This window comes from Brevibacterium sp. UCMA 11752 (assembly GCF_021532235.1).
In the GTDB taxonomy this organism is placed as follows: Bacteria; Actinomycetota; Actinomycetes; order Actinomycetales; family Brevibacteriaceae; genus Brevibacterium; species Brevibacterium antiquum.
On the sequence record NZ_JACBOS010000003.1, the window covers coordinates 2,665,500 to 2,687,905 of the forward strand.

18 protein-coding genes are annotated in these 22,406 nt (G+C 61.6%); 15 read left to right on the forward strand and 3 right to left on the reverse strand.

Translation table 11 applies throughout. The features are described 5' to 3' along the window. Window positions 1-178 precede the first annotated feature (178 nt). The 13 genes from thrS (at window position 179) to HU144_RS11895 (ending at window position 17,669) form a co-directional block, all read left to right on the forward strand. Window positions 179-2,185, forward strand: coding sequence for a threonine--tRNA ligase (gene thrS, locus HU144_RS11835; protein ID WP_235351494.1), 2,007 nt, complete (start codon window positions 179-181; stop codon window positions 2,183-2,185). Next, window positions 2,182-2,781, forward strand: coding sequence for an HIT family protein (locus tag HU144_RS11840; protein WP_442862654.1), 600 nt, complete (start codon window positions 2,182-2,184; stop codon window positions 2,779-2,781). Before thrS ends, HU144_RS11840 begins: the two co-directional genes overlap by 4 nt. Then, the gene (locus HU144_RS11845) at window positions 2,778-4,799 is read left to right on the forward strand and encodes a S9 family peptidase (protein ID WP_235351495.1); all 2,022 of its coding nucleotides are present in this window, start codon (window positions 2,778-2,780) and stop codon (window positions 4,797-4,799) included. Before HU144_RS11840 ends, HU144_RS11845 begins: the two co-directional genes overlap by 4 nt. Before the next feature lie 224 nt (window positions 4,800-5,023). Further along, window positions 5,024-5,503, forward strand: a complete 480-nt coding sequence (locus HU144_RS11850) for an NUDIX hydrolase (RefSeq protein WP_232488276.1) — start codon at window positions 5,024-5,026, stop codon at window positions 5,501-5,503. A gap of 149 nt (window positions 5,504-5,652) precedes the next feature. After that, window positions 5,653-6,405, forward strand: a complete 753-nt coding sequence (locus tag HU144_RS11855; protein ID WP_198396313.1) for a YebC/PmpR family DNA-binding transcriptional regulator — start codon at window positions 5,653-5,655, stop codon at window positions 6,403-6,405. Between the two features lie 21 nt (window positions 6,406-6,426). Then, complete coding sequence (gene ruvC, locus HU144_RS11860; protein WP_235351496.1) at window positions 6,427-7,023, forward strand: crossover junction endodeoxyribonuclease RuvC; 597 nt, start codon at window positions 6,427-6,429, stop codon at window positions 7,021-7,023. Between the two features lie 271 nt (window positions 7,024-7,294). Then, on the forward strand, window positions 7,295-9,421 hold the full coding sequence (locus HU144_RS11865) for an HNH endonuclease signature motif containing protein (protein WP_235351497.1): 2,127 nt from the start codon (window positions 7,295-7,297) through the stop codon (window positions 9,419-9,421). A 131-nt stretch (window positions 9,422-9,552) separates the two neighbouring features. Continuing rightward, a complete protein-coding gene (ruvA, locus tag HU144_RS11870) occupies window positions 9,553-10,149 on the forward strand; it encodes a Holliday junction branch migration protein RuvA (RefSeq protein ID WP_235351498.1) in 597 nt (198 codons plus the stop codon). A 56-nt stretch (window positions 10,150-10,205) separates the two neighbouring features. Further along, entirely contained in the window at window positions 10,206-11,249 is a 1,044-nt protein-coding gene (gene ruvB, locus HU144_RS11875; protein ID WP_198396481.1) for a Holliday junction branch migration DNA helicase RuvB, read from the forward strand. 81 nt (window positions 11,250-11,330) lie between these two features. Continuing rightward, the gene (locus HU144_RS11880) at window positions 11,331-11,939 is read left to right on the forward strand and encodes a preprotein translocase subunit YajC (RefSeq protein WP_235351499.1); all 609 of its coding nucleotides are present in this window, start codon (window positions 11,331-11,333) and stop codon (window positions 11,937-11,939) included. Window positions 11,940-11,972: 33 nt separating this feature from the next. Further along, window positions 11,973-14,342, forward strand: a complete 2,370-nt coding sequence (secD, locus tag HU144_RS11885; protein ID WP_235351500.1) for a protein translocase subunit SecD — start codon at window positions 11,973-11,975, stop codon at window positions 14,340-14,342. Continuing rightward, window positions 14,339-15,355, forward strand: a complete 1,017-nt coding sequence (secF, locus tag HU144_RS11890; RefSeq protein WP_235351501.1) for a protein translocase subunit SecF — start codon at window positions 14,339-14,341, stop codon at window positions 15,353-15,355. Before secD ends, secF begins: the two co-directional genes overlap by 4 nt. A gap of 16 nt (window positions 15,356-15,371) precedes the next feature. Next, window positions 15,372-17,669, forward strand: a complete 2,298-nt coding sequence (locus HU144_RS11895) for a RelA/SpoT family protein (RefSeq protein WP_328284290.1) — start codon at window positions 15,372-15,374, stop codon at window positions 17,667-17,669. Window positions 17,670-17,733: 64 nt separating this feature from the next. Here HU144_RS11895 and HU144_RS11900 read toward each other — a convergent pair whose 3' ends face one another. Together HU144_RS11900 and HU144_RS11905 are read right to left on the reverse strand one after the other, a co-directional pair. Continuing rightward, complete coding sequence (locus HU144_RS11900) at window positions 17,734-18,294, reverse strand: hypothetical protein (RefSeq protein ID WP_235351502.1); 561 nt, start codon at window positions 18,292-18,294, stop codon at window positions 17,734-17,736. A gap of 96 nt (window positions 18,295-18,390) precedes the next feature. Further along, entirely contained in the window at window positions 18,391-19,743 is a 1,353-nt protein-coding gene (locus tag HU144_RS11905) for a DUF349 domain-containing protein (protein ID WP_235351503.1), read from the reverse strand. Window positions 19,744-19,862: 119 nt separating this feature from the next. On the opposite strand from HU144_RS11905, the gene HU144_RS11910 reads away from it, so the two are divergent. Continuing rightward, complete coding sequence (locus HU144_RS11910) at window positions 19,863-20,507, forward strand: MBL fold metallo-hydrolase (protein ID WP_235351504.1); 645 nt, start codon at window positions 19,863-19,865, stop codon at window positions 20,505-20,507. 109 nt (window positions 20,508-20,616) lie between these two features. Next, window positions 20,617-21,951 (forward strand): histidine--tRNA ligase, encoded by a 1,335-nt coding sequence (hisS, locus tag HU144_RS11915; protein WP_235351505.1) that lies wholly within the window; start codon window positions 20,617-20,619, stop codon window positions 21,949-21,951. Between the two features lie 54 nt (window positions 21,952-22,005). Here the strand turns inward: hisS and HU144_RS11920 are convergent, their stop codons facing one another. Beyond that, window positions 22,006-22,380 (reverse strand): ArsR/SmtB family transcription factor, encoded by a 375-nt coding sequence (locus HU144_RS11920; protein ID WP_235351506.1) that lies wholly within the window; start codon window positions 22,378-22,380, stop codon window positions 22,006-22,008. Window positions 22,381-22,406 lie beyond the last annotated feature (26 nt).

A 22,406-nucleotide genomic window follows, 5' to 3' on the forward strand; every position in this document is an offset into this window, starting at 1 on the left:
CGGGACGACGCTCCGATCCCGACTGACGTAGGCGCCAACCGCGCGGACATCGAAAACTGCATATGATTCACCAGTTGGGTGGCGGTCTTATGACTGCCACCCAACTGATTTCGCACCGCCGATTTGGTATTAGACTCGAGTGGCGAGACACCCTAGAACAGACGAACGGAGAAGATCAGTGGCAGACAGCATTGACTGCGCGGGAGAGACCATTCCTTGGAAACAGGGACTGACCGGCACGGAGATCTTCTCCACGGACCGCACGGTCGTTGCAATGTGGCTCGACGGGCAGCCTGTCGACCTCAGCCGCGAACTTTCCGCTGGTGACAAGGTCGCTCCGATCACCATCGATTCCCCCGCAGGTCTCGACATCCTGCGCCACTCGGCCGCACACGTCACCGCCCAGGCCGTCCAGGACCTGTTCCCAGACGCGAAGCTCGGCATCGGGCCCTACATCACAGACGGCTACTACTTCGACTTCGATGTCGCTGAGCCCTTCACCCCTGACGATCTCAAGGCGATCCAGAAGAAGGCCGCCCAGATCGTGAAGTCCGGTCAGACCTTCAACCGTGTCGTCGTGGACGAGTCGGAAGCACGCGAGCGCATGGCGAATGAGCCCTACAAACTCGAACTCATCTCTGACAAGGGCGCGGGCTCCGACGACTCGGCCTCCGTCGAGGTCGGCGCAGGTGAACTCACCGTCTACGAGAACCGTGACCGCAAGGGCGAAATCGTGTGGCAGGACCTCTGCCGCGGACCGCACCTGCCCACTACCAAACTGATCGGCAACGGGTTCGCGGTCACCCGCTCCTCGGCGGCCTATTGGCGCGGAGATCAGGCCAATGCGAGCCTGCAGCGCGTCTACGGCACCGCCTGGGCCTCGAAAGAGGATCTCAAGGCCCACCAGGATCGCCTCGCCGAGGCAGAACGCCGTGACCACCGCAAGCTCGGTGCCGAACTCGATCTGTTCTCGTTCCCCGAGGAGCTCGGCTCCGGTCTGCCCGTCTTCCATCCCAAGGGCGGAGTCATCAAGCGCGAGATGGAGGACTACGTCCGCGCCCGCCACATCGAAGAGGGCTTCGAATACGTCGGCACGCCGCACATCTCCAAGGAGGCCCTCTACTACACCTCCGGGCACCTGCCGTACTACGGCGAGAACATGTTCCCGCCGATCTCCGTCGACGAGGTCCGCGACGAATCCGGGGAGATCGTCAAGGAGGGCACCCCATATCGTCTCAAGGCGATGAACTGCCCGATGCACAACCTGATCTTCCGCTCGCGTGGACGCTCCTATCGCGAGCTTCCCCTGCGTCTCTTCGAATTCGGCACGGTGTACCGTGACGAGGCCTCCGGCGTCGTTCACGGCCTCACCCGTGTGCGCGCACTGACCCAGGACGATTCGCACTCCTATGTGGCTCAGGAGGACGCTGCGAAGGAGATCCGTCACCTGCTCGAATTCGTCCTCAGCCTGCTGCGTGACTTCGGACTCGACGACTTCTACCTCGAACTCTCCACACGCGATGAAGACGGGAAGAAGAAGGACAAGTTCATCGGTTCGGATGAGCAGTGGGCAGAAGCCACTCAGGTCCTCGAAGAGGTTGCGCGGGAGACCGGGCTCGAACTGGTCCCCGATCCCGGCGGAGCCGCGTTCTACGGGCCCAAAGTCTCCGTCCAGGCCCGCGATGCCATCGGCCGGACCTGGCAGATGTCGACCGTGCAGCTCGACTTCAACCAGCCGGAGCGCTTCGGCCTGGAATACCAGGCCGCCGACGGCACCCGCAAGCAGCCGGTGATGATCCACTCGGCGAAGTTCGGGTCCATCGAACGGTTCATGGGTGTGCTCATCGAACACTATGCAGGCGCGTTCCCCGTCTGGCTGGCACCGGTCCAGGTCACCTGCATCCCTGTGGCTGAGGAATTCAATGATTACCTCGCCGAGGTGGCCGCACAGCTGCGGGCAGCCGGTGTTCGCGTCGAGATCGATGACAGCGACGATCGGTTCCCGAAGAAGATCCGCAACGCCTCGAAGTCGAAAGTGCCCTTCGTGCTTATCGCCGGTGGGGAGGATCGCGACGCGAACGCCGTGTCGTTCCGTTTCCGCAACGGTGAGCAGGACAACGGCGTGTCCGTCGCCGAGGCGGTCACCCGGATCGTCGAATCCATCGAAACCAAGGCCCAGGTATGACAGAGGACCCACACAACCGCCTCGGCGAGGGCAGGCTCGATCCCTGTGAAGGCATGCCCGAACCCGAGGCGGCTGCGGGCTTCCCGGGGGAGCCCGATGGCTTCCAGCGGCTGTGGACTCCGCACCGGATGGTCTACATCGGAGGACAGGACAAACCCAAGCACTCCGGAGTCTCCGAGTGCCCGTTCTGCAGCGCACCGACGAAGTCCGATGAACAGGGCCTGATCGTGGCCCGCGGCGACGAAGTGTACGCGGTGCTCAACCTGTACCCGTACAACCCCGGCCACCTCCTCATCTGCCCCTATCGTCACGTCGCGGACTACACGGAGCTGACCGAGTCGGAGACGGCGGAAATCGCCCGCTTCTCGCAGAAGGCGATGACCGTGATTCGCGCCGTATCGTCCCCGGACGGCTTCAACTTGGGAATGAACCAAGGGCCCGTGGCAGGTGCCGGAATCGCCGCGCACCTCCATCAGCACATTGTGCCCAGATGGGGCGGCGACTCGAACTTCCTGCCCGTCGTGGCACAGACCAAGGCTCTGCCGCAGGTGCACGCCGACGTGCAGGCAGCGCTGTCAAAGGAATGGAACAGATGAACCCCGAAGATCTCGACTCTCTCGCCGAGTACTCATCCCCACTGCTGCGCGGCAGCGAAGCCGTCATCACGATCACCCGCCCCGACCTCGAGTCGAACAGCTACCTCTCGCAGCTCTTCGCTCTGTCGGGGGAGACCTCGAGACGGCTGACCCACAACTGGCGCGACTTCGCCCCCGAAGTCCGGAGCAATTGGTCCGGATATCTGAGTGCGGCCAAGAAGGAATCAGCCCAGCTGTTCGTCGGCTCCAGCCTCGAGACGGCACATCGGATCACGGACAACCACCTCGGCGTCTCCGAGTTCGCGCTCGACGATGAGGGCGCACGGGCACTCTACGTCGCGCGGGTGGCTGAACCTGGACGCTACGGCCAGGACGACGACATCCCCGCAGGCGAGGAAGCGCCACGGCGAATCACCTCGGCGGCATACCTGAGCAATGGGCTGGGCTACACGAACGACCGTCCGGCGCGGGCCTTTCTGGTTGATCTCGTCGAGCCGGGACTGGGGAAGTCCGGCATCGCCGGCGGCGCCGAAGTCCCGTTGTCCACACTCCTGGAGTCCCCGGAGTCGGATGTCCACGATCCGCAGTTCTCACCGAGCGGCACCCGAGTCAGCGTGGTCTCCTCGGTGGCACCCGACCATGGCGAGCCCGACCTGCTAACGACGGTGTGGCTGCTTGGTGGAGACCATCCGGAGCCGCTGACGCTGCCGCGGATGAGTGTGAACCTGCACCGTTGGATCGACGATGAGACTGTGCTGCTCGTCGGCAACGAGCTGACCCGAGACGAACTCGACTTCGTCGGGCAGATGCCCGGGCTCTTCGTCCACGATCTGACCACCGGCTCGACACGACGCCTGACCGACCCGGAGACCGTCTCGGTCGCGTCAACGCGGCCCCAGGTCGTCGACACCGCCGGAAACGCCTCAGATGCGGCCGAGGCTTCTGTCATCGCTGTCGTGGACACGGACGGAGCCTCACGGATCATCTCGATCGATCTGGATGCCCAGAAGCGGACGCTGGACGAACTGGATTTCCTCACGGATGACACAGCAGTGGTCAACGGCTTCGACGTTGACGGAGACAGTCTCGTCTGGACAGGGGAGACGCCCACGAACCCTGCTGTTCTCAACCGTGTGGAACTCTCCAGGTCCGGCGGAACATCCGCTGGCGACGGCGAGGCGCTCAGAGCACATCCTGCGCCCGCGAATTCCGTCCTCCCGCAGGTTCTTCGCGCCGACGGTGAGGGCGGGGCCATCACAGGGTGGCTGGCGAAGCCCAGCGGACCAGGCCCATTCCCCGTCATTCTCAACATCCACGGTGGACCGTTCGCGCAGTACACCCACGGGTGGTTCGACGAAACCCAGGTGCTCACCTCGGCAGGCTTTGCCGTGGTCTACGCGAACCCGCGCGGCTCCGGCGGACGCACCCGCGCATGGGGGACAGCTGTGCAGGGGAACATGGCGGCCCCGGCGATGGCAGACGTCCTTGCGGTCCTTGACTACGCGTTGGCCGAGGATGCAGAACTCGACTCCACCCGCCTCGGCGTCCAGGGCGGTTCCTACGGCGGCTATCTCACCGCGATGATCACCGCTGCCGATCATCGCTTCCAGACAGCCATCGTCGAACGCGGCTACCTGGACCCCGACAGCTTCGTCGGCACCTCCGACATCGGACGGTTCTTCACCGAGGAGTACACCACCCGTGATCGGGAGGCCATTGCACGGCAGTCGCCTTTGGCGCACGCCTCGCAGGTGCGCACGCCCAGCCTGGTGATGCATTCGGAACTCGACCTCCGCTGTCCGCTCGAACAGGCTCAGCAGTACTATGCCGCGCTGCAGCGGGCCGGTGTGGACACCGAAATGCTCATCTTCCCCGGAGAGAACCACGAACTCTCACGTTCGGGTCAGCCCCGCCACCGTCGGCAGCGCTTCGAAGCGATGCTCGACTGGTGGGACCAGCATCTGGGCGGAGCCGTCGATGCGGATCTCGACGGCCAGACCGCCTCGGCGATCCACTGAGCCGATGATCAACTCGACCGCCTCTGAGGCGATGCCCCTACCCCTCTTGCACCCGGCCAGATCACGTCCCAAGTCGGTGATTTCTCACATTGAACGTCACCAGCTTGGTCGTCTGGCCACTACCCGATATCGTTCTGTCGGTTACGATTGCGGTCTTGCCGGTTGCTTGCCGCTTCACTATTCTGCACACACTGCGTCCGTCCATCGTCAACTCCTGGAGAACCATGAAACCTCGTAAAGCCTCACGGGTCGTATTACTCAATGAGCGCGACGAGGTTCTCCTGATTCGAGCTCAGGACCTGCTCACACCCACCCACCAGTGGTGGATGACCTGCGGCGGCGGTTCCGAACTCGGGGAGTCCGCGGCTCAGACCGCTGCCCGAGAACTCGCGGAGGAGACCGGGATCGAATGCGAACCCGGTGAGCTCATTGGACCCTTGGCAACCCGCGACGGAGTCTTCAAATTCACCGAGCGGTCGCTGCATCAGCATGAGACCTACTTCGCATTCCGCACGAGCGAGGACATCGAACTCGAAGACGCTGTCTGGACGGACGTCGAGAAGCGCAGTCTGCTCGAATTCCGGTGGTGGTCCCGCGAAGAGCTGATGACCACGGCGGAGACGATCTACCCGAAGAATCTTCTCAGCCTCATGGATCTCGTCACGGCGGGCTCTGTGCCCGAGGTTCCCCTCGTCATCGACTGAGTGGGCCATCGTCTTCGGCTGAGTGGCCGCTCGTCGTCAGCTGAGGGAACGTACCGCCTGAGCGGGGAGCTGCTTCGTGCGGCACAGCGCACATAACGGTGTGCCGAGCGTATAGACTCTAGGGGCTGTATCTATAGGAAGGAACACCAGTGTCAGGTCATTCCAAGTGGGCAACGACTAAACACAAAAAAGCTGCCATCGACTCCAAGAGGGCCAAGCTCTTTGCCAAGCTGATCAAGAACATCGAGGTTGCTGCTCGCAACGGTGGGCCTGATCTCGAAGGTAACCCGACGCTGTTCGACGCGGTTCAGAAGGCGAAGAAGAACTCGGTTCCTGCCGACAACATCACTCGCGCGGTCAAGCGCGGCGGTGGTCTCGACGGCTCTGCGGTGAACTACGAGAACATTCTGTACGAAGGATATGCCGCCGGCGGTGTCGCCCTCCTCATCGAATGCCTGACCGACAACCGCAACCGTGCGGCCTCCGAAGTCCGCGTGGCAGTCACGCGCAACGGCGGCACCATGGCAGACCCAGGATCGGTCACCTACAACTTCGACCGCAAGGGCGTCATCATCGTTCCTGCCGAGGGAACCGACGAGGACTCGATCGTCCTGGCCACCCTCGACGCCGGCGCCGAAGAGGTCAAGGACGAAGGCGAGAACTTCGAGATCATCTGCGAGGCCACCGACCTCGTCGCTGTGCGCACAGCACTTGTCGATGCAGGCATCGACTATGACTCGGCCGAGGCATCCTTCGTGCCCGGGATCGAAGTCAGCTTGGACGCGGACACCGCCAGCAAGGTCTTCAACCTCATCGATGCGCTCGAAGACAGCGACGAAGTTCAGAACGTCTATTCCAATGCTGATGTCAGCGACGAGGTTCTTGCCGAACTTGATTCCTGATGAGACCGAATATGGTTACTGATGAGAATCCTCGGCGTTGATCCTGGTCTGACCCGGTGCGGGCTGGGTGTCATCGACACCCTGCCCGCCCGCAAGGCCACAATGGTTTCCGTCGATGTGCTGCGCACGCCGTCCACGGACTCCGTGGATCTGCGTCTGGGCGCCCTCGCCGAGGCATTCGACAGCTGGTTGGACACGTACCGTCCCGATGTCGTGGCCATCGAGCGTGTGTTTGCCCGCAATGATGTCTCCACGATTATGGGAACTGCCCAGGTGTCAGGTCTGACTATGGGCCTTGCCGCCAGGCGCGGACTGCCCGTGGCGATGCACACGCCCTCCGAGGTCAAAGCCGCCATCACCGGGTCGGGACGGGCTGATAAGAAGCAGGTCACGAACATGGTGACCCGGATACTTCAACTTGATGCGCCCCCGAAACCCGCCGATGCCGCAGATGCTCTCGCGATCGCGATCTGCCACTCATGGCGTGGAGCTCTCAGCGGGCAATCGACTCCTGGAGCGAACAAGGACCTGAACGAGCGCAAGAGCGCCGGACGTCAGGGCACGGGCCTGACGAAAGCTCAGGAGCAGTGGGCCAAGGCCCTTCGCAAAGCGAAGTAGCTGCGTAGCGAAGTGGCGTGACGGCTCAGCAGCGTTGCAGCGGTTGTGAGTGTCGCTGTCGGTCTGTTTGGCAGCCACTGAAGTCCGGTCGCTTCGCAGTTGTCATCGTTCCTTGGCCGAGTCCGGAAGTCTGCGAAACACAAGAGAGCAGAATCGAAGTGATGCTAAATATTCGGAAGGTAATCGAATATGCATCTATGAAATAACGGTTAGAGCGTATATAATCAGAATATACACGCAACGCTGTTGTTGACGAATGGATGCTCAGACGATGACTCTCACTCCCGACCGGATGCCAGGAAAGAGCGGTAAGCGCTCACCTGGCACCGCCGCGAGTGAGTCGGCAAGAGGCCCGCAGGCATCTGGCGCGATTGCAGGGGAGTCCGCTGCAGGCCAGGATGGATCGTTGCCGGTGCCGGAGCCGGCAACGTTTCGTGAGCAGCTCGAGGCCGCCGGAATGGATCTGACGGGCAATCCTTTGGCAGAGAAGCTCGATTCGATTGCGGCAGTTCCAGCGACGCCCATTGAAAACCACGACGGTGACGATTCTGACCGGCACGGTGACGAGGGCGCCCATTGTGATGAGCAGGTTCTTCTCGGTGATTCCGAAGCAGATGCTCGGATGTCTGGGGCTCTCGTCGACGCGGAGCCATCCAACTCCGATGCTGGAACGCATAGTGATGGCGGTGGCACCGACCAGCCCTCGACCGCGGACGACGGTGATTCGACTGTCGTCCTGCCGCATCCACTTCTGTCGGATCTCGAATGGCGCGACCTCGACCGACTTGCCCCTGAGCTGACCCGCAGCATCGGTGAACTCAGCGTCCTCAAAGACGAACTGGCGAGATTCGAACGCCCCCTTGGACCTGATCACGCTATGACGGTCGTCAACGGGATCGAAACCGCCACTCGCATTCTCGAAGCGATGTCTGCTGTTGCTCTGTCAGTCTATGAAAGGTGCGGGACGCCTACCGACTACGGGGCGAAGACGACGAAGGCGCTGGTCCAGAACCGGTTGAACCTGACCGGCTATGAGGCCAACCGACGTGCCGAGCTTGCCAAGAACCTTGGCGGCCGCGCCTACATGACGGGACAGGCCAGAGAGCCCGTCAACCCGATCGTTGCCGAGGCTTTGCACTCGGGAGTGCTCTCGGCTGGTCAGGCCACGGCGATCAATGACTGTCTCTCCAAGCTGCCGATCTGGGTTTCCTCCACTGTTCGCGACAAAGTCGAAGCGGACCTCGTGGAGAAGGCACCACGTGTCCGAGTCGCAGACTTGAAAACGATCTTCGGTTCGATTCTGGACCGGATTGATCCCGACGGAGAAGAGCCGAAGCTTCCACGGGATCGCTCGCGCTGTTACGTGAATGTGCGAGCCCGGGATGACGGCGACTGGGATCTCAGAGGCCTCCTGGACTCGGTCTCAGGAGGAATCCTCAACGGACTGCTGGCCTCGCGTATTCTGCCGGGTGGCAAGTCGGAAAACGCGCAGAGCGCACCGGGTTCGACGGAAACTCTGCAAACTCATGATGGCACCCGCACCACAGGTGGCACACACTCGACTGTGAAAGACGAAGAGCCTGCCGAGCCTGAGTTCGACATCTTTCGAGCGGTTCTGGCCGGGGATGTCTCGGACGCGCCGTTGCCCCATGATCTGCCAGGGGACCGCCCTAATCTGCCAGAGGACCGCCCGGACTGGATTGACGATACAGGCGCTTCCGATTCGGCGGCTTCTGGGTTCTCGAGCTTCGGTGTCAGTGAAGACGGAACGCTGGTCGACACGAGCGCGAGTCAAGGAACAGTGCGCAATCGAATCTACGAACGATTCGCAACAATGATCTCCCGCGTCGAGATGGAGCGAATAGGGCGCGGTTCACCATTCGCCTTGGTCGTCACCGCGAAGGCCGAAGACATCGCGACCGGAAAGGGACGCTCGATCACAGGGTGCGAAGCCGAATTTCCGATATCAACGGCGGCCAGCGAAGGTTTGAACGGATCAGTCTTCTTCCACCTCATGTCGGACAAAGCCAAAACGATGGAAATCGCCACCGAGGCTCGGTATGCCACGAACAGACAGGTGGCAGTTCTCGCAGCCAGAGACCAAGGCTGCACATTCCCCGGATGTGATGCACCGCCTGGATGGTGCGATGCGCACCACATTGTGCCGTGGGCTGACGAGGGCAGGACCGACATCAACAACCTCACGTTGGCATGCGGACTGCATCACCACCTGATCGACAAATCGGACTGGTATGCCCGAATGCTTCACGACGGTCGACCTGCATGGATCCCGCCACCGAGCATTGATGTCGAGCGGCGCCCGATCCTGCACTCCAGGTTCGTCGCACAGGAGATCATCGACGGGCTGTCCGACGGGACAGAAATTCCACCGCAATGATGCGCTGGTGATGTCTTCCGGGCTGTCCGCAACTGGCCGGAGCCTTGGTATCGTCGGTATGTCGAGTCAGGTACTCAGAGACTAACTGATAGCCTGGATTCGTACATGTGTTCCCACTCGAAAGGCAGGCCGTGATCAGTTTCCTCAGCGGTACGGTCCATCGCATCGCAGCTGACCACCTCGTCATTCTCACCTATGGTGTCGGACGCAGAGTCAACGTCACGCCGGATACCCTTTCAAGCACACGGCATGGTGCAGATATCGAACTCGTGACCACCCTGGTTGTGCGTGAAGACTCCATGACTCTCTTCGGCTTCGGAACAGAAGACGAGAACCACACGTTCGAAGTGCTGCTGTCGATCTCCGGAATCGGTCCCCGCCTGGCCATGGCGATCCTGTCGGTGATGGGACCGGGCGAACTGGCAGCCGCGATCTCGAATCAGGACGCCAACGCGCTGACTCGCGTACCAGGAATCGGCAAAAAAGGCGCCTCCCGAATCATCCTCGAACTCGAGAACAAACTGCCGAAGCTCTCCGCATCGGAGCCAGGGCCACAACTGTCGTTCGGCGGTGCTAATCAGCAGGTCGTTGACGCCCTGGTCGGTCTTGGCTGGAAAGAAGCACAGGCCGCAGACGTCGTGCAGGAAGTGGTCAATGATCTCGGCCAGAATGCGGGCACCTCGGCGCTTCTGAAGGCCTCACTCAAGGTTCTGGGTGCAAGGAAGTGACCAGCTCCTACGACAGTGGTGAGACCTCCTACGACGGTGGAACCAGCTCCTACGAAATGGAATTCGGTGATCAGGAGCTGACCGGCGCAGAAGAGGAGCGTTTGGTCTCGGGGCGCGCGGAGACCGCCGAACGCGATGCGGAAGCAGCGCTTCGTCCCAAGGGACTGCAGGACTTCATCGGCCAACCTCAGGTCCGTGAACAGCTGTCCCTCGTGCTCGATGCTGCGAAAGCACGGAACAGGGCCCCCGACCACGTGCTGCTCTCGGGGCCTCCCGGCCTGGGGAAGACGACGCTGGCGATGATCATCGCGCATGAGATGCAGACGAGTCTGCGCGTCACCTCCGGGCCGGCAGTTCAGCATGCAGGAGATCTCGCGGCGATCCTCTCATCCTTGGAGGAAGGCGAAGTCCTCTTCATCGACGAAATCCATCGGATGGCTCGCGCCGCAGAAGAGATGCTCTATGTCGCGATGGAAGACTTCCGTGTCGATGTCATCGTCGGCAAAGGCCCCGGCGCCACAGCGATTCCGCTCGACCTGCCCCAGTTCACGATGGTCGGGGCTACGACTCGCTCCGGTCTGCTGCCCGCACCTCTGCGCGATCGGTTCGGATTCACCGGACTCCTGGACTTCTACTCAAGCGATGATCTCCTGACCGTGCTGAAGCGGTCAGCCCACATGCTCGGAATCGAAGCAGACCTTGCAGGTCTGAAGGAGATCTCAACCCGGTCTCGCGGCACTCCTCGAGTTGCCAACCGCCTCCTGCGAAGAGTCAGAGACTGGGCGCAGGTACGCGGAACCGGCATCATCGATGAGGCCGCAGCGCTCACAGCACTCAAGGTCTACGAAGTCGACGAACTCGGACTGGATCGTCTTGACCGTTCGGTGCTGCAGGTTCTGTGCAGACGTTTCGCCGGGGGGCCGGTCGGCCTTGGAACCATCGCTGTTTCGGTCGGAGAAGAGGCCGACACCGTTGAAACCGTATCGGAACCCTACCTTGTGCGAGAAGGACTCATCAGCCGCACTCCGCGCGGTCGAGTTGCGACGTCAGCAGCGTGGAAGCACCTTGGGATGCAGATCCCAGCAAACTATGAGTTCTGATCCCGGCAATTGAGTTCGCCTTGAGTACTGAGTACGAACTAAGGTAGTGGACTGGTTCGTTCTTATGAAAGGTAGATACCTGTGGATTTATTGATCCCTCTCGCGCTTGCAGCGTTGCTTATTTTTTTCCTATTCAATTCTCGGCGTAAGCAGAAGGCGCGTGCAGAGCAGATCAAGACGGGACTCGTCCCCGGGGCTACCGTGATGACGACGTTCGGCGTCTTCGGCACGGTCCTGTCCATCGACGATGAAAACAACCAGGTCACCCTCGAGTCGGGCCCCGGCACCGTACTGCGCGTTCACCGTCAGGCAATCGGCCAGATCAATAACCCTGAAACCGAAGGTGCTGCCACCGGCGGTGCTGTTGCAGGATCTGCCGACGTTGCCGAAGACGCTGAGAGCACGGATACCCCGGCGATCACCGACGCAGAACTCGACGCTATGAATGAGCGTAAGCGGGCCGAGAACACCGATAAGGATGCGGACCTTCCAGCAGACGACGTGGTTGACTCCGACACCGGACTGAACATGGATGCTGATCAGCCCAAGGCCGACGATGCAGACTCCGTCATCGGCGACGATGCTCCCGGGTCTGAGCGTGCCGACGACGTCGTGGATGGTTCCGGTGACACCGATGCTGGCACATCAGGCACCGATTCTTCCGATCCTGAGAACAACAAGAAGAACTGACTTCGCTCACTGCACTCAATCGAAAGCTGAAACGTGTCCGATATTGAAGAAAAGCCACGTCCTGGTTTGCGCTTCGTGTGGCTGTCGATCATCGCTGCACTGCTCCTCGGCATCATTGCCGGCGGTGTCGTATGGTCAGATGCCACGACCACCCCGAAGCTCGCACTCGACCTCGAGGGCGGAACCTCGATCATCCTGGAGCCCCAGGTTTCAGAGGACACGGACATCAGCAAGGAGCAGCTTGACCAAGCTGTGTCGATCATTCGACAGCGTGTGGACTCGACCGGTGTCTCTGAAGCCGAGATCACGACCCAAGGCGATCGCAACATCATTGTGAACCTGCCGGGCAACCCGGACGAGGAGACACGCAACCTGGTCCGTTCTTCCGCGCAGCTCGTCTTCCGTCGAGTCGCACTCGTCGGTGATCCTCGTTCCCAGGAGGATATCCAGAAGGAACAGGAGAAGAGCGGCGGGGGAGAGCAGCAGGACCCCTCCGAAGGACTCACCGACGAGGAGAAGAAGCGGCTCGAAGATCTCACCGGTGCCGGTGCACAGGCGGATGCCGGTGCACAGGGCGACGGCAGCGGCCAGGGCGGCGCTGGAGCACAGGGCCAGGACAGCGGGGATGCGCCTGCAGGTGGCGGCGAAGTTGCCAAGACTGGTGGTGGCGATGTTGCCAAGGCCGGCGGCGGCGATGTCGCCAACGCCGGTGGCAACGTTCCCGGACCGGCAGGCAAGGACGCTGAGAAATCCGGAGACAAGAGCGGCCAAAAGGCGACCGAAGCGAGCGGGTCCGGCAAGGGCGACGACACGAAGGTCACTGATTCGACGCCGCGACCGCTCTTCGACCCTGAGAAGGACGTCGACAAGTGGCAGACCGAGTCCATCATCAAGAAGTACTCGGAGCTCGACTGCACCGATCCGAAGAATCGGACCGGTGGACAGCAGCAGCCCGCCGATGAACCGGTTGTCGCCTGTGGCAAGGATGGAGAGGCCAAGTACATTCTGGGCCCCGTTGAACTCTCGGGCGAACACCTCGCGGATGCCAGCGCCGGTTATAAGGCCGGCGCCAACGGAGTCCAGACCAACCAACCTGCGGTGAATCTCAAGTTCGACGGCGTCGGGCGTGAGATCTTCAAGCAGATCACTTCGGACATCACCGGCAAACAGCAGCCGTACAACCAGTTTGCCATCGCTCTTGACGGAAACGTGCTTTCGGCACCGTCATCGGACGTAGCGATCACTGACGGCAATGCTCAGATCACGGGTAACTTCACCCTCGACGAGGCACAGACCCTGGCCGACCAGCTCAAGAACGGCTCTCTGCCGTTGAGTTTCCAGGTCCAAAGCGAGGATCAGATTTCGCCGACTTTGGGGTCCAACTACCTCAATATCGGCCTGCTCACCGGTCTCGTCGGACTCATCCTCGTTGTCATCTATTCACTCCTGCAGTACCGAGTGCTCGGCCTCGTCACGGTCTCGAGTCTTGTTGTCGCCGGCGTGCTGACTTATCTCCTGCTGCTTCTGGCTTCGTGGAGATACGGTTATCGACTGTCTCTGGCAGGTGTCGCCGGTATCATCATCGGCATCGGCATGGCGGCGGACTCGTTCATCGTCTACTTCGAACGAGTCAGAGACGAATTGCGCAGCGGCAGAAATCTGCTCTCGGCGGTCGAAGTGGGTTGGGATCGTGCCAAACGCACCATCTGGGCGTCCAAGGCCGTGAACATGCTCGCCGCTGTCATCCTCTACATCCTGGCTGTCGGTTCTGTGCGTGGGTTCGCCTTCACCCTGGGCCTGACGGTGATCATTGACGTGCTCATCGTCTTCCTGTTCACGCATCCCATGTTGGAAGTGCTGGCACGCACCAAGTTCTTCGGTCAGGGCCATCCGATGTCCGGTATGGATCCGCGGCTGTTGGGTGTCAAGCCCGCCGCCTATCGCGGGGCGCTCAACCTCAGCATCGACGACGACGAGAAGTCGCCGGAGGCACGCCGACGGGAGAAGGCTCGAAACCGGAAGGCAGGAATGTCCTCCGACGCCGAGGCGGATTCGGTCGAGGAGTCGACTCTCGAGTCGACATCCTCGTCGTCTGAATCCTCGTCTGCATCGTCGAGGTCGAAGTCCGGTACCGGATCCGAATCATCCAGCCAGTCTCGTGGCACGACGACGACCAAACGGTCGAAGAAGTCTCGGTCCACCGATTCTGAGGAAGTATCTGATTCCGACGAAGGCTCTGACTCCACAGAGCCAGCCGATGAAACCACCGAGAAGAAGTCGAAGAAGAAGACCACGTCTGCGACGAACTCGGCACGAACTGGTGGCACGATCGCAGAGCGGAAGGCGGCTGCGAAGAAGGCCGCCGAAGATTCTGCCGACAATGGCAAGGAGGCAGACAAGTGAAACGGTTCTTTGCCTGGGGCAACCGGCTCCACAACGGTGAGTCATCAATTCCCTTCGTCGGGAAGGCCAAACTCTGGCTGCTGATCACCGGCGCTCTGGTTCTTCTGTCATTGCTCGTCCCATTGATCGCAGGATTCAACTTCGGTATTGCCTTCAAGGGCGGATCGCAGTTCCAGGTCGACCACGTCTCGGACACCGCGCCGGCCAAGGGCGAAGACATCGTCGCTGGAATCGTGGACAATTCCGAACCACGTCTGACTCCTACGAGCGATACAGCTGTGAAGATCGAGACGAACCAGCTCAGCGATGACGAGATGCAGGAAGTCCGTGACGCTCTTGTGAGCGGATACGACGTCAAGGCAGAAGACGTCACATCCACGTTCGTCGGCCCCGAGTGGGGCCAAGACGTGACAGAGAAGATGATTCGCGCTCTTGTCATCTTCGTCGGCATCGCAATGATCGTCATGGCGCTGTACTTCCGGACGTGGAAGATGTCGCTGGCGGCGATCGTCGGGCTGTTGGTCGTCATGATCATCACGACGGGCATCTATTCCGCGACAGGATTCGAGATCACCCCTGAGGCGGTGATCGGCTTCCTCACTGTCTTGAGCTTTTCGCTCTACGACACTGTGGTGGTCTTCGATAAGATCAGAGAGAATACGACTCGGTTCAAGGACAAACGCAATCTGAAATTCTCCGAGTTGGTCAACCTCGGCGTCAATCAGACAACGGTTCGTTCGATCAATACTTCTGTTGTGTCGGTGCTTCCGATCGCATCGATTCTGTTCATCGGTGTCTTCCTGCTCGGCGCGGGAACTCTGGTCGACATCTCACTGTCGCTGTTCATCGGTACGATTGTGGCAGCAGCTTCGACGTTGTTCGTCGCCAGCCCCCTTTATGCCCTCCTGCGGGCAAATGAACCCGCGGTCAAGGAACAGGAAGAGGCAGTGCGTGAACTACGCTTGAAGAATGGAGCAGAAGATGTTCCACCGGTGATTCACGCCGAGGTCTGAGCAGAAAGGGGATGTCATGGCTTCTTCCGCCGATTCGCGCCGTCCGCGAGGCATCTCCCGCTTAGCTTGGTGGGCGGCCAGGGCCCAGAACAACCCTGGCTACCCACGTGTTCTCGGTCCGATGATCAGGGCTCTGCAGTCCAATCACCCGAAGGCCGACATCGACCTGGTGGTGCGGGCCTATCAGGTCGCAGAGCAGGCTCACCGAGGTCAGACCCGCAGGTCGGGTGATGACTACATCACACACCCCGTGGCCGTGGCCACGATCTTGGCTGAGATCGGCATGCTGCCGGTCACCCTCGCCGCCGCGCTGCTCCACGACACCGTCGAAGACACCTCGTACTCCCTGAAGGAACTCACCGAGGAGTTCGGTCCAGAAGTCTCCGCGATGGTCGACGGAGTGACGAAGCTCGACAAACTTACGTACGGCCAGGCCGCGCAGTCGGAGACCGTGCGGAAGATGATCGTGGCCATGGCCAAGGACATCCGTGTCCTCGTCATCAAACTTGCAGACCGTCTTCACAACGCCCGTACCTGGCGATTCGTACCCGCCTCATCGAGTACGAAGAAGGCTCGTGAGACCCTCGAGATCTACGCCCCATTGGCTCACCGCCTCGGCATGAACACGATCAAGTGGGAACTTGAGGACCTGTCTTTCCAGGTTCTCCATCCGAAGGTCTACGACGAAGTGGTGCGACTCGTCGCCGATCGGGCACCCCAACGCGAGAAGTACCTGGCCACGGTCTCCAACGAACTCCAGTCGGAGCTCGTGCAGTCAAACATCGAAGCCGCGATCACGGGGCGACCGAAGCACTACTACTCGATCTATCAGAAGATGGTCGTCCGCGGTCATGAGTTCGCCGACATCTACGACCTCGTCGGGGTTCGTGTTCTCGTCGAGACCGTTCGCGAGTGCTACGCCACGCTGGGCATAGTCCATGCCCGATGGAATCCTGTCCCTGGTCGGTTCAAAGACTACATCGCGATGCCGAAGTACAACATGTACCAGAGCCTGCATACGACGGTGATCGGACCGAACGGGAAACCCGTGGAGATCCAGATCCGAACCCATGAAATGGACCGGCGCGCAGAATTCGGCGTGGCTGCTCATTGGAAGTACAAGGATCGGCGCAACGTCTCGAAGGCCGCGACGTCGAATACTGCACGGTCGGTCAAAGTCTCGGATGACGGCGAAGTTGACGACGCAGCATGGCTGCGCCAGCTGCTGGAATGGCAGCGAGAGGTCAGCGACCCCGATGAGTTCCTCGACAACCTCCGCTATGAGGTGAATTCGAAGGAGGTCTACGTCTTCACCCCCAAGGGTGACGTGATGAGCCTGCCGGCAGGGGCAACGCCCGTCGACTTCTCGTATGCGGTTCACACCGAGGTCGGTCACAAGACCATGGGCGCCAGGGTCAACGGCCGTCTCGTCGCGCTCGACACCGAGCTGAAGAACGGTGACTCGGTCGAGGTATTCACCTCGAAAGATGAGAACGCGGGCCCCAGCCGTGACTGGTTGGGCTTCGTCAAGAGCCCTCGCGCACGCAGCAAGATCCGCCAGTGGTTCTCCAAGGAACGCCGCGAAGAAGCGATCGAGAACGGTCGCGAGCAGCTGGCTCGGGCAATGCGTCGTCACACGCTCTCCGCCTCGGCGCTGATGAGTCAGGAAGCGCTGCAGGTTGTGGCCACAGAGCTGCGCCTGCCCGATGTCACCGCACTCTACGCCGCGATCGGCAACGGCGTGAGCTCGGCCGCCCACGTCGTTGATCTGCTGGCAAAAGAGGTTGGAGACGACGACGAAGAGACGGTTCTGCCGCCGTCACCGCGTAATCGCACTGGTCAGTCCTCGGGCCATCATTCCTCGTCCGGGGGAGTCACGGTCAAAGGCGTCGACGACGTCCTGGTGAAACTCGCCCGCTGCTGCACGCCGGTGCCCGGTGATGAGATCCTCGGATTCGTCACCCGCGGTTCGGGAGTCTCCGTTCACCGTGTGGACTGTCCCAACATCGCGTCCCTCGAGCGGGAGCCTGAGCGGATGGTCGATGTCTCCTGGGGCGAGACGACCAGCGGAATCTACCTTGTTCAGATCCAGGTCGAGGCCTTGGACCGTTCGGGTCTTCTCTCGGACATCACGAAGGTCCTCACCGAGACCCACGTCAACATCCTGTCCGCCTCGGTCGCTACTTCCCGAGCACGTGTGGCTCAGTCGAAGTTCGTCTTCGAGATGAGCGACGCCAGCCATCTCGATACCGTACTCTCGGCAGTTCGCAAGGTCGAAGGGGTCTTCGACGTCTACCGCATCGCCGGGGGCTGACAGCGAGCGGGGGCTGACAGTGACCGGGGGCTGACAGCGACCGGGTTCATATTGTCGCAGTGGGTCAGCGTCTATCGCGGTCTGATGCGGCACAGGTCCGCTCGAAGACTGTTCGCATGTGGGCGACATAGGGCCTGCGGGACATCTCCGCCAGATACATGCGGAACCGTTGTCTGGCTCTTCCGGGAAGTTCGTCGATGAGGTTCTTCACGACCTGGGCAGAACGTTCATCGGGGCTGCGCAGGTGCGGGAGCAGCAGGTCGTAGAGCGTTCTGTCCTCCGTGGTGATGGGCAGATCGCTGATCAGTTCCCATTCGTCGGGCGCGATGGTGAGTTCGTGGACGACGATGTCGCAGCCGTCGACGTAGCGCCGCCTCGGATAAGTGATGAACGTCAGCGGACTCGGAGCTCTGCCGAGGCCGGTGTGAACCCACCACGCGATGTCATGGGAGAGCACAAGGCGAGGTGGGATCTGCGCACGCAGCGCCGCCATGCGGTCCTCTGCGCTGAGCACAGCGCCCTTGCGGACCCATGTGGACTCGGTCAGTCGCGTCAGCAGCCCGTCCAGCGTCAATTCGGTGAGGTGCTCATAGCTGTAGTCGCGCAGATGAAACATCGCCTCCATACAGCCACTATTGCGCTGTATGGAGGCGTGTTCAAGACCGAAGACCCGATCTGTGGATAAACCGCGACTCATGGTCGCCAGGCTGTGGAAGCCCAATCAGCCCAATTCGGCAGCTGTCTGAGCCAACTGGTCTCGCCAGGCCCGACGTGCGTCGAGTGCCGACTGTGCTTCAGCGACGGCCTTCTCATCGCCGCCGGCCTTCGCCTTCTCGTACTTCTGCTCCAGCTCGGCGATCGAATCGTCGAGCTGGCTCAGCGCACCGGACGTGCGTGCCTTGGTCTCCGGGTTGCTGCGCTTCCATTCGGCGCTTTCGGCATCGGAGAGGGCGCGTTCGACATCACGCAGCCCGTTCTCCATGCGGGACACATCAGCCCGAGGCACCTTGCCGGCAGCCTCCCACTCGTCCTGAATAACGCGCAGCTCCTTCTTCGCCACGGCAATATCACCGATCGGCAGCAGACCCTTCGCCCTGGCCAAGATCTCCTCTTTGGCCTCAAGGTTGCCCTTGTACTCCTCGTCGACGGCAGCATTTTCCGCATCTCGAGCCGCGAAGAAGACATCCTGGGCGGCACGGAAGCGCGCCCAGAGAGCATCATCGTCCTTGCGCGAGGCACGTGGAGCCTTCTTCCACTGGTTCATGAGGTCTTTGTACTTCTGCGACACATTGCGGAAGTCGGTCGAGTCTGACAGTGACTCCGCCTCGACAACGAGCTTCTCCTTGATCCGCTTGCCTTCGGAGTTCTGCTTGTCGAGCTCTGCAAAGAATTCCTTGCGCTTGTGCTCGAACGTGTTCCGAGCCTGCGAGAAGCGGCTCCACAGCTCCTGGTCCACGGCACGCGGCAGTCTGGGACCGCTGCGCTGCATGTCCTTCCACTGGGCGAAGAGCTCACGCAGACGTGCCCCGGACTGCTTCCACTGGATCTTCGCGGGATCCCGCTTGGCCAGCGACTCAGCCTCGGCGACGATCTCTTCGCGTTCCTGTGCAGCCTCGAGCTTGGCCGCTTCCGCACGGGCAGCCTGCTTCGATTCGGTGGCCTGCGCATCCGAGATCAGGGTGTCCAAGGTGGCAGACAGGCCCTTGAGATCGCCGACGACATTGGCCTCCGGCAGGGTCTCCTGCAGGGTCTTCGCCGCCGAAGACACTTCGCGGCCGGGGGCACCGGCGGAGAGACGATTGCGGAGCAGTGCTGCGTTCTCCACCAGGTCGACGTACTTCTTGGCGAAGTACTCCAAGGCTTCCTCAGCGCTGGCATCGGGATACTGTCCGACCGCACGCTCGCCGTCGGCGGTGACGACGAAGACATTGCCCTCCTGGTCAGCGCGACCGTGCTCGATTGCGCGCCGGACTTCCGCATCATGATCAACGGTAGTCCCGGTCACGGTCTGGGCCGCCTGTGGACGGGGCAGAGAGGACGGGCGCGGGACCGGCTTCGGGGTCGGGGTCGACATGATTCTCACCTTGTTTCCATCGGTCGAACCTGCGGGACTCTGTGCCTGCAGATCACTCGATTTCCTGATTGACGTTATCCCAGCATAACCAAGCCCCATGCTCTGGATAGACTTTGAGCATGGATGTATTTGTGACCCGCGCCGATTTTCTCGATGTCAACTGCTACGCCGTGCGTGCCGAAGGCTATGACGATGCCATCTTCGTCGACTCAGGATTCGACTGTGCACCCGGTCTCGGCGAGATCGTCGACGAGGAGAATCTGGTGCCTCGGGCCATCTTCCTCACCCACGGTCACCCCGACCACATCCTCGGACTGACCAACGTCCTGGCCCGCTGGAATGTGCCCGTCTACCTGGGGGACACCGACCATTACCGCTTGGACAAGCCCGCCGAGACTCTCAGCCCTCAGTTCGCCCAGATGCTGCAACCACTTGTGAAGGATTGGTCAGCACCCGAGGTGGACGCTCTCATCGACGCGCAGACGGTGGAGGTCGCAGGGCTGTCGATCACTGCTGTGGCCGCACCCGGACACACGGAAGGTTCGACCCTCCTGCGGGTGCGGGCCGACGGTGAGGAGATCATCTTCACCGGCGATGTGGTCTTCGCCGGAGCGATCGGACGCGTCGACCTCCCAGGGGGAGACGCCTCGGCGATGGCAGAATCACTGCGGGCGTTCGCGACGCTGCCCGACGTTCCCATCTATCCTGGACACGGTCCAGGCTCCCGAGTCGGCCACGAGCTGGCGACGAACCCCTTCTTCTAGAGACGAATCGGTTCCGCACGAGACGAATCGCTTCTGCTCGAGACGAACCAGACCAGCGCCCACCAGCTACGACAACACCCATCAGAGACGAAGAGCACCAAGGAGAACAATGGCGAAGTCAGCCCGACTGTCCGGTTTCCCGGAACGACTTCCAGCAGAGCGCGTGATTGAGAGGTCGATCATCGACGTCCTCGAACACACCTTCGCGCTGCATGGATACTCGGCACTCAACCACCGTGCAGTCGAGCCGATCAGCCAGCTCGCCAAGGACGGAGAGATCGACAAGGAGATCTTCGCTGTCAGCCGCCTGCACTCCGAGGGCACCGAGCGCAATCCGCTGGGGCTGCACTTCGACCTCACTGTGCCCCTGGCGCGGTTCATCGCCGACAACGCAAACGAACTCTCCTTCCCGTTCAAGGCCGCCCGAATCCAGCCGGTGTGGCGCGGCGAACGCCCCCAGCAGGGCCGGTACCGCGAGTTCATCCAGGCCGATATCGACGTCATCGCCGAGGCGGAGCTGCCTGGACACTTCGAAGTTGAGATTCCGCTCGCCGTCGCCGATGCCTTCAACCGGCTGGCCCCGCTGGGCGTGCCCGGGGTCAAGATCGTGGTGAACGATCGCAGACTCCTCGAAGGGTTCGCGCGCGGCATCGGACTCACCAACATCCAGGCCGTCCTGCGCTGCCTCGACAAGTATGACAAGATCGGTCCCGCCGAGGTGGGCAAACTGTTGGCCGCCGAAGCTGAGGCCGACGAGGAGCAGCAGCGACTGTGCCTCGCACTGGCCGCGATCGAATCGGATTCGCCGGACTTCGCAGACGACGTGCGTGCACTCGGAGTCGAACACCCCCTGCTCGACGAGGGTCTCGACTCTCTGACCACGATGCTTCGCGCCGCCCATGAGCGAGCACCCGGCGTAGTTGTAGCGCAGCTGAAGATCGCGCGGGGGCTCGACTACTACACAGGAGCCGTCTACGAGACGCAGCTGATCGGACACGAAGAACTCGGATCCGTGGCTTCGGGAGGTCGCTACGATTCGCTCGTGACTGTGGGGAAGAAGAGCTACCCCGGTGTCGGGATGTCGATCGGCGTCTCGCGGCTCATGGCCTTCATCCTCGATGCTGACAGCGGCATCAAGGCCACGCGTGGAACGCCCTCGGCTGTGGTCGTCGCCGTCACGGATGAGGACAAGCGCGGTGAGGCCGATGCGGTCGCCACCGCTCTGCGTGCCCGTGACATCGCCTGTGAGGTCTCACCGAGCGCTGCGAAGTTCGGAAAGCAGATTCGCTACGCCGAACGTCGGGAGATCCCCTTCGTATGGTTCACCGATGGTGAGAGTGGTCACGAAATCAAGGACATCCGCACCGGGGAGCAGGCTCCGGCGGACCCTCAGACATGGGAGCCTGTCGCCGCCGACCGTAAGCCACGGGTGTACCGGGACTGAGATCGTTCGGACCGAATTCCTGCTCGGGCCGAGGTGTGAAGCCTCTGCCTAATGTCAGGAGCCGCTTGTGGGCGGGTCGGGCGCCAAGGATCCGTCGGGGGCGATGTGATCGAAGATCTCGCGCACCATTGTGACCACGTGCGGGTCATCGACGGTGTAGAAGATCCGACGCCCGTCCCGGCGAGACGAGATCAGGCCCGCCAATCTCATCTTCGCCAGATGCTGACTCACGGTGGGGACGGCCGCACCGATCGCCTCGGCGAGGGAAGAGACGTCGAGTTCCTGATTGACCAACGTCCAGACCAGACGGAGGCGAGTCCCGGAGGCGAGCATGCGAAAGGTCTCCGCAGCCACCTCGACCTGCGCCGAGGTGGGGTCAGCTCCCACCTCCGAGTCGAGATCCTCCGTGCCTGTACCACCAGTGCTCATATCGTCCTCTTCCTCTTGCCCCGCGG